The organism is Paenibacillus sp. PastF-3, assembly GCF_029893135.1.
In the GTDB taxonomy this organism is placed as follows: domain Bacteria; phylum Bacillota; class Bacilli; order Paenibacillales; family Paenibacillaceae; genus Paenibacillus_AQ; species Paenibacillus_AQ nitricinens.
In genome coordinates this window covers 354,674-369,655 of sequence record NZ_JARXWM010000006.1, presented here as the reverse complement: position 1 = coordinate 369,655, position 14,982 = coordinate 354,674, and the positions used below count along the sequence as shown (strand labels likewise).

The window sequence follows — 14,982 nt, the reverse complement described above, 5'->3', positions numbered from 1 at the left end:
ATGTCTAAAGATGAAAAGGATAAGGAATTAGCGGTATCCAAACTATTCACCTCTGAGGGTAAGCCCATTCGAGTATTATCTACTTCGCTAGGCATAGCTTTGTTAGCGAATGCTATGTTTATTCCTGGCGGCGCAGGGGCTAGCGCAAATACTTCTGGAGATGAACCACAGCTAGTGTCCTGGTCTACCGAAGAGGTTAAAGCCTATTTTGACAAAAATGTGGATTGGAATATTCCATATCCGGAAGGTGCACAAGAGGTAGAACAGGAAGGCCAAGGTGTTGTAACCAATAATGGAACGACGGTAGTGAATAACTATGGTGGATATCATTCAGGTTTTGGATGGGATGACTTGCTGTTGTATCACATGTTGTTTAATAGTGGTGGCAACTACTCTTCCAGAGGGTGGTCTAAGGACCGTCCAACTTATTATGGTGGAACGAGAACAACTTATAAGCCGCCTACCTATAGCAGTGAAAAGTTCCAGAATAAGAAGGTTCCCGGTTCGGTTGTAAAGCCTAAAACATCGACTTCCTCCACAGGCTCCATTACGAGAAGAGGTTCTTCTTCAAAGAATGGAATCGGTGGCACATCCAGCGGATTAAACTCTTCGAAGAACTCTAAATCCAGCTCAGGATCGAAGTCCTCTTCGAGATCAGGCTCAAGTAAGAGTGGTTTTGGCGGATGAGTGAGCAGCAGAGTGTATTTGAAATTCTAGATCAGTCTGAGCTTGAAAGAGGTCCGCGGGTCAAAGCGTTGTATGAGCTTGGGTTCACTTGGGCGGATCTTGAGGATGAAGAGTACTGGTTGGATGCGATTGCTCTAATGCAAAGGGACACTTATAAGGAGCTTGAAGATGCCTCATCAAAACTTTGGGCTATCCTCGATAAAGCGGTTCGCTATGTTCATCTAAAGCGCGATTTGTATGAACTGCTTGGGATTCCCCCTGTACTTTGGGAGATGCTTGACGATTGTCCGATGCCAGAAGAAGGATTCATTAGTCGGTATGCCAGATTCGACTTTGCCATAGCCCATGATGGGACGATTAAGCTGCTCGAACTGAATGCGGATACCCCAACAGGTTATGTGGAAGCCTCGATAGCTACACCATGGATCTGTGAGCAAGCTGGAATGCAGAGTCCTAATCAAGGGATGAAGGAACAGGTTGCGGCAGCCTGGCAGGTAGAACGTCCGGATACCGCAGCTTGTGTCGCTTATGGGTCTCATCTTGAAGATTCAGGTACGATCGAAGCATTAGTGAAGCACAGTGGTCTCGATATCCAGTGTGTGGATTGCCTTGGTTTATGGGTCGATAATGGAATTCTCAAGGATGGGGAAGACCGCGTGATTGAGCGGATGTTCGCTTTATATCCTAAAGAGTGGATGGCTGTTGATGAAGGCGGGGATGCCCTCGCCTATGCGGTAGAGCAAGGAAATCTTCAGCTCTTTAATGGTCCTCACAGTATATTGCTCCAATCCAAGGGGCTGGTTGCAGCGGTGTGGGGAATGTATGAGCTGGGCCTGTTATTCGACAAGGAAGAGCGGGAGACGATCTCGCGCTATATTTTACCTACTTATAATAAGCCTGTATTCTCAGGGAACTTTGTGTCCAAATCTGTTTTTGGTCGTGAAGGGGGTTCGGTGCGCATGTTTGATGATAGCGGTGCGCTAGAGCTTGAAGATGAAGACGGTTATGACAGTAGTCAGCTCTTCCCCACTGTGTATCAAAAAAGAGCCGATTTAGCACGGATAACGACTTCAAAGGGTGAATTTCATCTGCTGACAGGCATGTTCGTGATTAACGGGGAGCCTTGTGGGTTGCTCGGCCGAGCGGGCGGATTGATTACAGGCAATGCCAGTCATTTTATTGCGTTGGGAGTGAGATAATTGGATAAGAGCAAGAAAGCCCGAATCGGAGTCTTATGTATGATGCTTTTGACGGTACTGTTACTAAGCGCATGTTCCAGTAATCAGGGCAGTGTATTTGATTCAGGAACAGCTGGAACCTCAGATAGTGTAGCACGGGTACCGTGGGACTATCGGGTGGTAGAGAGTACCGTAGGGGATTTAATTGGGAGTGACATGACGGTTTTGCCGGATAATGAACTGCTCCCGAATGATGGGAATTATGCTACTGGCGATAAAATTTGGACACTTCAGTTCATGGACGCCGAGTTAATCACGGATGCTGATCAGAAGAATGAAGTTCGCCTGTCTTCATGGAGCACGATTAAGTCTTATGCAGATGAAAAAACGGCAGCAGAGGATCTTACTAATCTTAAAGTATCGGTAACCACTGATGTTGATCTTGTAGGAGTATACAAGACTAAGTATAAGGATAAGACAAGAAACTTTGCGGTGCTTGAGCTCCCTTCAGGTAATCGGATTAAGCAGCCGATTGATGATGAACGCTATACTGCATTAGAGAAAAAGAAGACCGCTTCCGTAGTCCTTGAGGAAGTACATGATTTTGCCGATTATGATTCGGCGTATGCGAAATTTCGGGGGTGGGCGAAGTGACGATGGTGGTTAATTTGGTAGTGAGTGTGTTTGTGATTATTCTTTTGCAAGTGTTAGGCATGGTGATCTTTGGTTTGATGACTCCGTTTAAAGATATGGAGGAGCTGAAGAAAGGCAATGTGGCTGTAGCTTTGGCTTTAGGCGGCAAGTTTCTGGCAACAGCCATTATTATTGGTGTAGCGGCGTATACGAATACCTCCATTCTGCACATGATCATTTGGTTTGCGGTAGGTTATGTGTGCTTGATAGCGGCTTATTGGATCTTTGAATTGGCAACCCCAACCTTTAAGATTTCAGAGCATCTGGAGAAAGGGAATGTGGCTGTAGGCACTATGCTTTGCTTGGTATTTATTGGGACTGCATTTGCGATTAGCAGTTTGATTGTTTAGTTTCAACTTGAAAAGGGATAATGATATAGGTTGCCCCGATCCATCCGTCGAGCGGCAGCCTATATTTCTCGCATAAACGCTTGCTTACGTCCTTGAAGGACGCCGAAGGCGTGTTAGCTTGATGTGAAGAAGGGGTGGCAGATGCATCTGTTTCTGAGAATTTCCACCAAGATGATGCGGTTACGTAAACGGACGATAGGGTTAATCATTCTGATCTTTATAATTCTTAGTGCGTCGATTGCTTACCTGATCGAACCGGGTACGTTTCATAGTTGGTTTAATGCATTTTATTGGGTCATGACAACGATGGCGACTGTAGGGTATGGGGATTATTTTGCAGAGACCGTAGTTGGAAAGCTGTTTACCATGTTTCTATATATCTTTGGTATCGGTCTCCTCAGCTTGGTTATTGGTAAGGTCATTGACTCCATTGCGGAGGTGCAGAGAAGGAGAGGAGCGGGAACGTTGAGCTTTCGGGGAAAGGGTCATGTGATTCTAATTAATTGGAGTAAGAAAGCACAAGCTGCCGTAGAGGAGATTCTATGCTATTCGCCGAAATGCCATATTGTTATCATTGATGAGGTAGGCGCGCATCCCTTGGAGCATATGGAGCAAGTCCACTTTATAAGTGGTGATGCCTCCAGTGATGACATTCTGCTTAAGGCTAACATCCATGAAGCAAGAGCAGCCATTGTGTTCGGGGATACAAGGATTGATGAAGCATCGCTGATCGACGGCAAATCTTTATTAATAGCCTCTAGCATTGAGCGCATTGCGTCACAAGTACATACGACTGTAGAAATAATGCAAGAGAAGAATATACAGAATTTCAGGCATGTTCAGGTAAACGAGTTCGTTCTTTCGCATGATGCCATCTCCAGACTGGCTGTTCGTTCTGCACTGCAAGAGGGCAACTCTGAGGTGATAACGCAGCTGCTGAGCCGTAAATATGGTGATGATATTTATGAGATTCCAGTGAATACTACGTGGAAGACTTATGGGGACGCGTTTCAGAACCTGCTTCTGCAAGGTGCAACCTTATTGGCGGATCGTAGCGATCTAAGTATCAATCGAAAGCTGGATCAGGCTATTCCTAAGGATGCTAGATTGTATGTTGTTTCCGATGAAGCGACGTATCGTAGGATTAAGGGTTAGGTCAGAATTAGATGGAATAGGCGGATTTTCGGGAGCTGAGGCTTCGCGGAATTCTGTCTTTTTTTGTTTGCCAATCTTTCCTTAAGGGTAAGAGATACATGATAATATCTACTTTACCTTTGGAAGGAGCCATTGTTAATGAGTGAACATCAAAAAGTGAACGGAAACAGCAAGAATGAGCAATTGGAACAGTTTCGCAGTAAGGATGAAGGTCACACCTTAACAACGAACCAGGGTTTAAAAGTATCAGAGGACGAGTTCTCCTTAAAAGCGGGTGATCGGGGCCCAACCTTATTGGAAGACTTTCATTTCCGGGAAAAAATGACGCATTTCGATCATGAACGAATCCCTGAGCGAATCGTGCATGCACGTGGATTTGCTGCTCATGGTGAGTTTGAATTATATAAATCACTGAAAGAATATACGAAGGCGAAATTCCTTCAAGATCCCTCCGTGAAGACACCGGTGTTTGTCCGGTTCTCGACGGTAGCCGGATCACGGGGATCAGCCGAGACGGTGCGGGATGCCCGCGGATTCTCTACCAAATTTTATACTGGGGAGGGAAATTACGATCTAGTCGGAAATAATATGCCCGTCTTTTTTATCCAGGATGCGATCAAGTTCCCAGATTTAGTACATGCGCTTAAACCTGAGCCGCACAATGAAATGCCTCAGGCCGCATCGGCTCACGATACCTTTTGGGATTTCATAGCCAATAACCAAGAATCGGCCCATATGGCAATGTGGCTGATGTCGGACCGTGCTATTCCACGAAGCTTCAGAATGATGGAAGGGTTTGGGGTGCATACTTTCAGGTTGATTAATGAGCAAGGAAAAGCCCACTTTGTTAAATTCCACTGGAAACCGGTGCTCGGTGTACACTCTTTGGTGTGGGACGAAGCTCAGAAAATATCGGGTGTGGACCCTGACTTTCATCGCCGTGATTTATGGGAATCGATTGAAGCCGGCAACTTTCCGGAATATGAGCTGGGCATTCAGCTTCTAAGTGAAGAAGATGAATTTAAGTTTGATTTTGACGTGCTGGATCCTACAAAGCTATGGCCAGAGGAAGAAGTACCTGTACAGATTGTTGGGAAAATGACCTTGAACCGCAACGTGGATAATGTTTTCGCCGAAACGGAGCAGGTAGCTTTCCACCCTGGACATGTGGTTCCAGGCATCGATTTCACCAATGATCCGCTGCTTCAGGGCAGATTGTTCTCTTATACGGATACTCAGCTAATTCGGCTTGGCGGCCCGAACTTCCATGAGTTGCCGATCAATAGACCGGTATGTCCTTTCCATAACAACCAGCGTGACGGGTATGGACGGCAGACGATTAATCAGGGTTCAGTGAGCTATCATAATAATTCGCTTGCTAACAATACGCCCGCACCTGCAACAGAGGCTGAAGGTGGTTATGTACATTATCAGGAGAAGGTGGAAGGTCGTAAGGTGCGTAGCCGGAGCAAAAGCTTTGAAGACCATTTTTCACAAGCCAAGCTGTTCTGGAACAGCATGAGTACTCCAGAAAAAACGCATATTATTGAAGCCTATTCATTCGAGCTCGGGAAGGTAAAGAGTAAGTCAGTCCGGCAGCAGGTTGTAGATATGCTTGGGAACGTTACGTTAGAGCTTGCTGTGCCTGTAGCAAAGGCTATTGGGGCGAAGCCTCCGATAACAGGCGGTTCCGAGGTGACTCAAGCCTCCCCGGCACTAAGCCAGGTAAATACGAAGAAGCACCCAAACACACGTAAAATAGGGGTGATTATAGGCGACGGATTTGATGAAGTCTTGGTGATGCCTGTCCTGGATACGCTTATGAGAGCCGGGATCCAGCCGGAAATAATTAGCGATAAGCTTGGATTTATTAAAGGCTCAAAGGGGACAGAGCTTGAAGTCATTCATACCTTATCCACGACAGATTCGGTCCTCTTTGATGCGATTTATGCAGCTGGTGGAAATTCGGAACGTAAGAAATTCCATAAGGATACGGCGCAATTCCTGAACCAAGCCTATTCTCACTTTAAGCCCATCGCAGTGACTACTGAGAATGCTAAACTACTTGAAACGGCCGAGCATAGAAGCAGTCCGGGTGTAATCATTGGAGATGGCGGAGAGGTGTTTGCTGCCAGCCTTGTCGCGGCAATTACTGCCCATCGTTTTTGGGAACGTATGATTGAATAAATAACTGATACAGAGGGGATATCCCGTTCGCCAAAGGCGTAAGGATATCTCTTTTTTGTCCAAGAATAGATACATAACGCTTACAGTTGATTTAACATTTTGTTGTATATTACCGTTATAGATAATACTAGGCAGTAAACAGAATAGGAGAATATTAAAAGGAGGTGATCACTTGAGGAAAATAATCATTGCTGCACTAGCGATATTTGCAGGCATTATAGGGTTAACGGCATGCGAAAAAACGGCAGCACCGAATCCGTCCAATAGTGCTCATACTAATTCTCCAGCACCAGTAGATTCAGAAAATGATACCAAGGTAACCCAGACGCAGGAAGTAACTGACTTAGAGCAATTTATTATCTCGAAACTCACAGGTGAGCACGGTGTATATACTAATCATATTGAAACAGATCAGTCGGCGGAAGCGGCGAGTGGATACGAAGTTCTGAGTGAATCGGCATCTCTCCGGATGCTGGCAGCTGTGCGTAGCGGCCAACAAGAGAGATTTGCAGAACAATGGCAACTAGCCAAGCAAACCTTTGATATCAAGAGCGGTTTCAGCTACCGTTATAGTCCTAAACAGCAGAAGCTATACCCCTTGAATGCTGCCGTTGATGATTTGCGTATGATTCAAGCTCTTTATGAGGCAGGGGAGAAGTTCGGCGATAAACGCTATACAGCTGAAGCGGATAAATATGGCCAAAGATTTTATGATTATAATGTAAAAGACGGAAAACTTTATGATTTCTACGATATGGAATATTCTTCAACAAACACATTCGTCACTTTGTGTTATATTAATTTGGGCACTTTGCGAAAATTGTCGATTCCTAGCCAATTTAGTAAGAAACTGACGAATGATATGAACGTAATATTGGAAAACGGATATTTATCGGATGAATTCCCCTTTTATGAGACACGGTTTAATTATGAGACCGGAAAATATAGTTCGGAAAACATCAATACAGTAGAGTCGCTTTTATCCATTCTAGCCTTAGCTGAGGTGGGCCAGCAGAAAGCCACCAGCATTGATTTTATCAAAAGGCAGGTCGAAGCTGGAACGTTGTATGGGCAATATTCGAGAGAAGGTAAGCCACTGAGCGATATCCGGTCCACAGCCATTTATGCCATTACGGCTATGATCGGCGCAGAAATCGGCGATGAATCTCTCCACCACAAAAGCATTGAAAGAATGAACGAGTTCAGAGTAACAGATGTGGATAGCCCACTGTACGGAGGATTCGGTGATGTGGCTAGCGGCCAAGCTTATTCTTTTGACAACCTGATGGCATTACTGGCCTATGTCTATTAACTTAAACTTAATGTATTGAAGGTGAACCTGCATGATGGACAACACGGTAAAAACACCTCTAAGGCAGGAGTTAACTCTTGCTAATTTATCGGTTTCTCCTGCATTTCTTGCTGCATTTGGAGTGCTGCTTATTACCATCATCGCGCTGTTCACAGCTCCGTATGTCGGAGTGGCGGATAACGGTGACTTTTTCCGTAGCATTTATAGTAATGGACTCTATTTCAATCTGCCGGATTATGATAGTCAGTACTTTGGTTATTTTGTGAAGCAATATGGGATCTTTCAATATTTTAATGAGAATGGTGCAATGTTATTTTCCTCTCAGTCCTTATTTATCAAGCTGGCTATAGGACTTAACAAGTTGTTCTTCAGTAGTGAGGTATTCGACATCCGCTTTCAAGCGGCGATTTATACGATTCTATATGTAATCGCAATTTACTTATTAATAGAGGCTATTACATGGAAGATGTCCCGAACACAGGGATTCATCATTGCAGGTATTGCTATTTTTATATTCGGAGATACCGGTTATACGGCTTATTTTAACTCCTTTTACGGCGAAAGCGTTGTGATGATTACGACGATCTTCATGTTCGCTTCATGGCTGATGTTATATCGAAAAAGATTCAATGACTACGCGATGCTGGCCTTATTCGTAATTAGCACGCTGATCCTGACTACTTCTAAGCAGCAGAATGCGCCAGTGGGTATGATCATTGCTGTTCTGGCATGTTCACTGCTTTGGATTCGTAGAGACAAGATATTTCGGATCCTGACAATGGCGTCTCTTGCTCTGATGCTGTTCGCAGGTGTGTTCACGTATTTGAATATCTCAAATGAGTTCGTAAACATTAACCAGTTCCATGCCATGACCCGAGGGGTGCTGAAGGAATCACCTGATCCAGAAGCCGCTTTAAAAGCGTTAGGGATGGACGAGCAATTCGCCATTCTGAAGAACAGCATTCACTATGAGAAGTACGTGACCATAGACGTGAATTCACCACTTCTCGAGGAGAATTTCTACAGTCGTTATGGATTTGTATCCATCCTTAAATATTATTTAACGAACCCTGACCAGCTTAATTCGATTCTTAATGTGGCTGCTCAAAGTGCATTCTCGATTAAGCCTGCGGCTATGGGGAATTTCGAGCATTCCGTTGGTAAGGAGTTTCGAGCACAGAGTCACTTTTTCACCGGATACAGCCAACTGAAACAAACACTGGCCCCGCGAACATTCGGGTTCATCTTCCTCTGGATGGTGCTTGTCATCGGTCTCTACATGCCTTCCTTTGTAAGGGCGATTAAGTCCCGTGATTTCAGAGGTATGCAGCGAATGGTATTGATTGTCGCTTCGATTGGCATTGGGCTTTCGGGTATTTTTGTATCGATTATCGGGGCAGGCGATGCCGATATTTCCAAGCATGAGTTCTTGTTTACATTATCCTTTGATTTAGTCACTTTTCTGACCCTATCCAGTGTGATTGGACGTAGAATTTCTAAAAACAGCAATCAGGTTAAGCAGGTTAGCAAGAGCACCCCTTCTAGCCCGTATACAAAGCCTCAAAAGGATGTGAGTGTGTGAGCATCAGAGGAGTTTTAAACGGTATATTGCTACTGACGTTGACCCTAACAGCCCTTCTGATTCCCGTCACACCTGTCCAATCTGCTGCTTCGCCACAGCAGGTCCTACTACTCTATGACAGCCTCGCTAAGGGGACAACGAAGGAAGGCAACGTGACTGAACTCCAGCGACTGCTGGCGGCCTATTCCATGAAGGTCACACTTAGAAGTCTGGATCAATATGAGCAAGGGATGCTGGAGCATTACTCCAAAGTGATTATGGTCCGTAATGCAGCGGACATTGTGATGACTAATCCAATCTATGATGAGGATTGGGAGCATTATCAGGGACAGTATTTGCACATCGGGTACAGTCCTCCAGCCTCGCTGAAAAAGAAACTACAGTTAACCACAGATGTCATGTATGACGCGAATCCAGATCTCCAGATCGGACAGTTCTCGGGAATTTCACTTCAGGTACAGGATATGCTCTATATAGCCGGAAGTCAGGGAACCCAGTCCCTTGGAAAGCTGATCTTCCAGGATGATAGCCTGCAAGCACCTTATGCTGTGAGTAAAGAGGATGCTGCTTATGTTCCGTATTTTGAACAAGGGAATGTCAGTGCACTGGCGATGGGGTATGTTCTGAAGGATTGGCTTCATATCAACGCAACGCCTAAAGTGTATCTTGCGATCAAAGAGATCTATCCCTTCTCTGATCTGGGACTGCTGACAGAGACTGCGGAGCGGCTGTATCAAAAGGGGATTCCTTTTCTCGCAAGTGTGCGGCCAGTGTTCAGCAATACCGATTATCCGGCAATGCAGCGTTATTTGGTAGCCATCAAAAGAGTGCAATCGAATAATGGCAGCATTCTGGTCAATGCCCCTATTGCGATGCATTCAACGAGTACTAGTAATAAGGATCATTCACTTCAGGCGAAGATGGACGCGTTCATTAATCTGCTGGTGCACAACAAGATTGGGCCGCTTGGAATCGGAGCACAAATGCACTGGGCGTATGACAAGGAATACTCGGAGGCGGGGATGGGGTTTTTCGATTCTGTGATCCTGTATCCGGATGAAAATGTTGATTATATGGAGCAGAGCGACACCTCCAAGTCCTTTCCATCCTCTTTATATAGTGTGCCGATTAATTTTTTGCAGGATTTGCAAACATCCAATAATGTGATGCCAGAACTGCCGATGGACACGGTAATCACTGTGGATATGCCTAAGGATAAGGAAGAACTTGAGGCACTGCTGAAGACGTTGGAACAATACTGGGTTTCTTTTGCAGATTATAAACAAGAAAGGCATGAGGTTGTTACAGACGTCAATACGATCACTTCATCAGAAGGAGTGATTTCTATCAATGGACAACCCCTGAGTCTGAATTATACGCCAGAAACAGTGAATAGCGATTATCGGTATACAGAAGAGCAGAAGAAGAGCTTTACGACGCTTTTTAATATACAGAATCAGTTCTTTATAGTTGCGATAATGATTTCTCTGTTGCTATTTGGCGGATTAATGATCATCGGATACCGAATGTATAGGAAAAAGTATTTGAAATGAGACAACTAATTGTGATTTGGAGGATCCTATGACGATTTCAGACATACTGATGGTAATTGCAGTGATCTGTATCTGGTCTTTATTGCTGGTGAATGTAACCCTCATTATCGCAGGCTATTTATATTACATTAAATCTGAAAATGAGGACATACCAGAGATAGAGGGCGAATATCCTTTGGTTTCAATTATGGTTCCTGCTCACAATGAGGGGGTAGTAATCTGTAAGACGGTGGAGTCTCTGCTAGCGCTTGATTATCCGGAAGATCGATATGAGATTATTGTGATTAATGATAATTCCTCTGATAACAGTGCTGAACTGCTGGCCGGTATTCAAAACCGAAATCCGGGGCGTCAGCTGATCGTCATTAATACGGATGCGATTACTGGTGGCAAAGGGAAATCGAATGCGCTGAATATAGGCTTCACCCATTGCAAAGGGCAGTTCATTGCGATTTATGATGCAGACAACACGCCTGAAAAAACGGCTTTACGTTATCTGGTCGCTGAGATCATGAATGATTCTAGCCTAGGCGCAGTAATCGGTAAGTTTAGAACCCGTAACCGTAACGCAAGCCTGCTTACCCGGTTTATTAATATTGAGACGTTGTCCTTTCAATGGATGGCGCAAGCGGGACGCTGGAAGCTGTTCAAGTTATGCACAATTCCCGGCACTAATTTTATTATGCGCAGGTCTATCGTAGAAAGTATCGGTGGCTGGGATGTTAAAGCGATAGCCGAAGATACAGAAATCAGCTTCAGAATATATATGATGGGTTATCGGATCAAGTTCCAGCCGAAATCGGTCACATGGGAGCAAGAGCCACAGACCTTAAAAGTCTGGTTCAAGCAGCGAACGCGCTGGGCTAAGGGCAACATTTATGTCATTGTCAAAAATATCCCCCTGCTGTTCGATAAATCCGCCGCAAAAGTCCGGTTCGATATTCTTTATTTTTTAGCTATTTATTTCTTATTGCTGATGTCATTAATCACCTCGGATGTGCTGCTCATCCTGCATGCTTTGGGCTATGTACATACTACTATTGCTGGGCTTAGCAATTTTCTCTGGCTGCTCGCCATCATTCTGTTCGTTGTAGGTACTTTCATAACGCTGACGACAGAGAAGGGCGAGATGAGCTTGTCCAATTTATGGATCGTAATGTTGATGTACATCTCTTATTGTCAGCTGTGGATGGTTGTCGCGGCTTACGGATTATATCTTTACGCCAAAGATCTCATCTTCAAAAGAGAAGCAAAGTGGTATAAGACTGAACGCTATTAATAACGAACAAAGAAGTACTATGAGAAATATGTGATCACAGGAGAAACAGAACATGATGATGAAAAAACAAATGGTTATACTGTTAACCTGCCTCTCTCTTTTTCTAATTCAATTGAATGTTGCAGCCGCCGAGGCTCCGTCTCAGGATACTAGATTAACCTACACAACCTCTTTCACAGGAACAGATACTGCGTTAAAGGGTTCAAGTGCCCAGCAGCAATATTTTGAGGTCATGGATTATTGGAATGTGAATGAGATCAGAATTAACCTGCACTTTCAAATTTCGCAAATTACCAAGGAGCAGATGTCTAGCGTTACCTTAACGCTAAATGGCAGCCCATTCTACACATTTAGACCTTCTCTAAAAGATAATGGCGAGCAACAGCTGGTCCTTCAGGCACCTAAAGGGTTTCTAAAAAAAGGAACCAATACGCTTGGCATTCAGGGGTATTTGCAGTCAAACTATTCAGATGAACAATCTTGTTCTGTCGATTATGATTTTGATAATTGGCTGCATCTGTTTAATACATCCAGTATTAGTGTGATGTATACGCCGAAGCCCTTGACTGGGGGGATTAGTGACTTTAGCGAGCGCTTCTCTGGCGTTGATACCTTAACGAAGAATCATAGTGTTCTGACCGTACCGGATAAAAGCACAGGGGCAGAATTGGAGTCGGCTACTTATGCGCTCTCCGGACTTGTGAAGGGCAATACATTGGACAATAGAACGATTCCAATGCTTCCCTACCGGTCAGATGCGGTGAAGAATAAAGCTGCGGTTGTACTGGTAGCTATGTATGACCGAGTACCAAGCGGGCTAAAGGCTCAGCTAAGCACCTCTGAAGATTTAAGTACACATGCACTGCTGCAGTTAGTGAATAAGGATACTCAGCCCACACTTGTCGTAACCTCGAAGGATGAGAACTTACTGATTAAAGCAGGCCGTTTTGTTGCGAATGAAGAGTTATTGGGTCAAATCAGCAGTGATTTAAAGGTGGTCGATGATGCTACAGAAGTATCTGCACCCCCCCTTTCGATTAGCTCCAATATTACGTTTACAGAAACGGGTGATAAACTCACTGGGGCACGTCATCAGGAGCAGACATACTTTGTTTCACTGCCCTCTAACCGCTCGATTGCAGATTCAGGCAGAATCAGATTGGATTTCCGTTATGCACAGAATTTAGATTTCGACCGTTCATTAGTGACTGTCAGCATCAACAACACACCCATTGGCAGCAAGAAGCTGACCAAAGAGCTGGCGAATGGCGATAAGCTGGATCTTCCAGTTCCCCAAAGCTTGAATATCTCTGGTAATTTCACGGTAACTGTAGCCTTTGATTTGGAGCTGAAGGGAGCCGAATGTACTTTAGATAAGGAACAAATGCCGTGGGCGTATATCAGTAAAGATTCTGTAATGCGTCTTAATACTAAGGATCGTACGGATCTTTTGTTTAATAACTATCCGTATCCGTTCATACGCGACGGGCTTTACAATCAAGTAGCAGTTGTGCTGCCGCAAGAAATGGATGATTACGCATATTTGAGTTTAGCTAATGTATTTAATCTTCTGGGAAAATACGCTAGCGGAAATATAGGCAACATTCAGTTCTACACGGATAACATTAGCGCGGATCATTTGAAGAATAATAATGTTATCGCCATAGGCACGTATAAGAATAATAAGATCATCCGTGATCATAATGATAAGCTCTATTTTCAATATAACGGGAACGGAACAGCGATTCGCTCCAATGAGAAGATGAGTATTGAAGATCATTACGGTGCTCAAATCGGTACACTGCAGCTGATTCAATCGCCATTTGAGGCGGGACGGGGGCTGCTTGCTGTTACGGGAGTGGGCTCTGAAGAGTACTATTTGGCGTCGAAGTTGATTGCAACAGAGCGGGACAAATGGAAGGTGTTTGGCGATGGGGTAATTGTTGATAAGGACGGTAATGTCAATGCGCACCGTTTCAAGATCATTACTGGAGCAGCAGAGGATTCCGTGGTCAAAAAAATAACGGAACGAACGGACGTGCTGAGTTTCATAATCGTAATTATGCTGGTTCTGGCACTGGTGATTCTATCGCTGATCCTGCTGCTTCGTAAACATATGAAGAAACGTGGTGATAAGCGTGAGACGTAATCGCAGCGGGTTAGTTTCAGATATCGCTCTCTTATCGTTCCTGGTGCTTCTTTTTATTTGTATTGTCTTCATTTCAGGGGCACCCGATGATTATATCCAGAATATTATCATTTTAAATGTGGCCTTTATTCTGGCGATTGTTACGTATTTTACAACGGTAACTGCAGGGCTGGTCTTGAACCTGGTGTTTATATTTACTTACGGCTTCTACACGATGTATCAGACGATATCTTTGGGAGAGACAATTGAACTGAATACTTACTTCTGGCTAATTATGACCCCATTGTTAACAGTGGTACTGTGGATATTTACACTAAGTAATCGTGAGCTGCAGGCTGAGAATCAGCGTTTGGAGAAAAAGACTGCCAATATGGCCATCATCGACGAGAACACAGATCTGCGTAACAGTATTTCTTTTCAGAAGGATGCTGCCTTATTTACAGGCATTTCGACTCGATATCAGATTCCGCTCACACTGCTTGTAGTGAAAGTGAAATACTGGAATGAGATTAGACGTATTATTCCCGAAGATAAGCTGGCTGAGGCCATTCATTCATGACGTATCTCAGCTCAGTCAGGCCAGCATTCGTACCAATGATGCATTGTATTTACTGGACAAAGATGACGCAACATGGGGCCTTCTGCTGTTCACCGACAGCGATGGAGCAAAAATTGTAATTGAGCGGATTAAATTGAAGCTTCAAGAGCTTAATGACACTGAATTTGTCAAAAAGTATAAAGTCAGCCTTGGTCTCAAAATAGGTGCTGTAGAATATCAAGCCAGCACTATTGAGAACCCGTTAGATTTTATTGTTCAGGCTAAAAAACAATTAGAGTATGATGTATAAGTCAGTTGA

At 44.3% G+C, this 14,982-nt stretch carries 13 protein-coding genes; all 13 read left to right on the top strand.

What is annotated here, in order from left to right:
- The 13 genes from M2444_RS15050 (at position 1) to M2444_RS14990 (ending at position 14,973) form a co-directional block, all read left to right on the top strand.
- Positions 1-687 carry a hypothetical protein gene (locus tag M2444_RS15050; protein WP_094868381.1) on the top strand — a complete coding sequence of 229 codons (687 nt, stop codon included), beginning with the start codon at positions 1-3 and terminating at the stop codon, positions 685-687.
- On the top strand, positions 684-1,886 hold the full coding sequence (locus M2444_RS15045) for a glutathionylspermidine synthase family protein (RefSeq protein ID WP_280787359.1): 1,203 nt from the start codon (positions 684-686) through the stop codon (positions 1,884-1,886). Before M2444_RS15050 ends, M2444_RS15045 begins: the two co-directional genes overlap by 4 nt.
- A gap of 39 nt (positions 1,887-1,925) precedes the next feature.
- A complete protein-coding gene (locus M2444_RS15040) occupies positions 1,926-2,519 on the top strand; it encodes a hypothetical protein (protein WP_179283576.1) in 594 nt (197 codons plus the stop codon).
- Positions 2,516-2,908, top strand: coding sequence for a DUF350 domain-containing protein (locus tag M2444_RS15035; RefSeq protein WP_042192771.1), 393 nt, complete (start codon positions 2,516-2,518; stop codon positions 2,906-2,908). The genes M2444_RS15040 and M2444_RS15035 overlap by 4 nt, the downstream gene beginning before the upstream one ends.
- A 141-nt stretch (positions 2,909-3,049) precedes the next feature.
- A complete protein-coding gene (locus M2444_RS15030; protein ID WP_280787358.1) occupies positions 3,050-4,063 on the top strand; it encodes a potassium channel family protein in 1,014 nt (337 codons plus the stop codon).
- Positions 4,064-4,201: 138 nt separating this feature from the next.
- Positions 4,202-6,250: a catalase gene (locus tag M2444_RS15025; protein ID WP_280787357.1), complete on the top strand. Its 2,049-nt coding sequence runs from the start codon at positions 4,202-4,204 to the stop codon at positions 6,248-6,250.
- Positions 6,251-6,422: 172 nt separating this feature from the next.
- On the top strand, positions 6,423-7,562 hold the full coding sequence (locus M2444_RS15020) for a glycosyl hydrolase family 8 (protein WP_280787356.1): 1,140 nt from the start codon (positions 6,423-6,425) through the stop codon (positions 7,560-7,562).
- 31 nt (positions 7,563-7,593) lie between these two features.
- The gene (wsfD, locus tag M2444_RS15015) at positions 7,594-9,144 is read left to right on the top strand and encodes a glycan biosynthesis hexose transferase WsfD (RefSeq protein ID WP_280787355.1); all 1,551 of its coding nucleotides are present in this window, start codon (positions 7,594-7,596) and stop codon (positions 9,142-9,144) included.
- Positions 9,141-10,697 carry a hypothetical protein gene (locus tag M2444_RS15010; RefSeq protein WP_280787354.1) on the top strand — a complete coding sequence of 519 codons (1,557 nt, stop codon included), beginning with the start codon at positions 9,141-9,143 and terminating at the stop codon, positions 10,695-10,697. The genes wsfD and M2444_RS15010 overlap by 4 nt, the downstream gene beginning before the upstream one ends.
- 28 nt (positions 10,698-10,725) lie before the next feature.
- Complete coding sequence (locus M2444_RS15005) at positions 10,726-11,976, top strand: glycosyltransferase family 2 protein (RefSeq protein ID WP_094868374.1); 1,251 nt, start codon at positions 10,726-10,728, stop codon at positions 11,974-11,976.
- 52 nt (positions 11,977-12,028) lie between these two features.
- On the top strand, positions 12,029-14,125 hold the full coding sequence (locus tag M2444_RS15000; protein WP_280787353.1) for a cellulose biosynthesis cyclic di-GMP-binding regulatory protein BcsB: 2,097 nt from the start codon (positions 12,029-12,031) through the stop codon (positions 14,123-14,125).
- Positions 14,115-14,684: a hypothetical protein gene (locus M2444_RS14995; RefSeq protein ID WP_280787352.1), complete on the top strand. Its 570-nt coding sequence runs from the start codon at positions 14,115-14,117 to the stop codon at positions 14,682-14,684. The genes M2444_RS15000 and M2444_RS14995 overlap by 11 nt, the downstream gene beginning before the upstream one ends.
- Positions 14,629-14,973 carry a nucleotidyl cyclase domain-containing protein gene (locus tag M2444_RS14990; protein WP_280787351.1) on the top strand — a complete coding sequence of 115 codons (345 nt, stop codon included), beginning with the start codon at positions 14,629-14,631 and terminating at the stop codon, positions 14,971-14,973. Before M2444_RS14995 ends, M2444_RS14990 begins: the two co-directional genes overlap by 56 nt.
- Positions 14,974-14,982 lie beyond the last annotated feature (9 nt).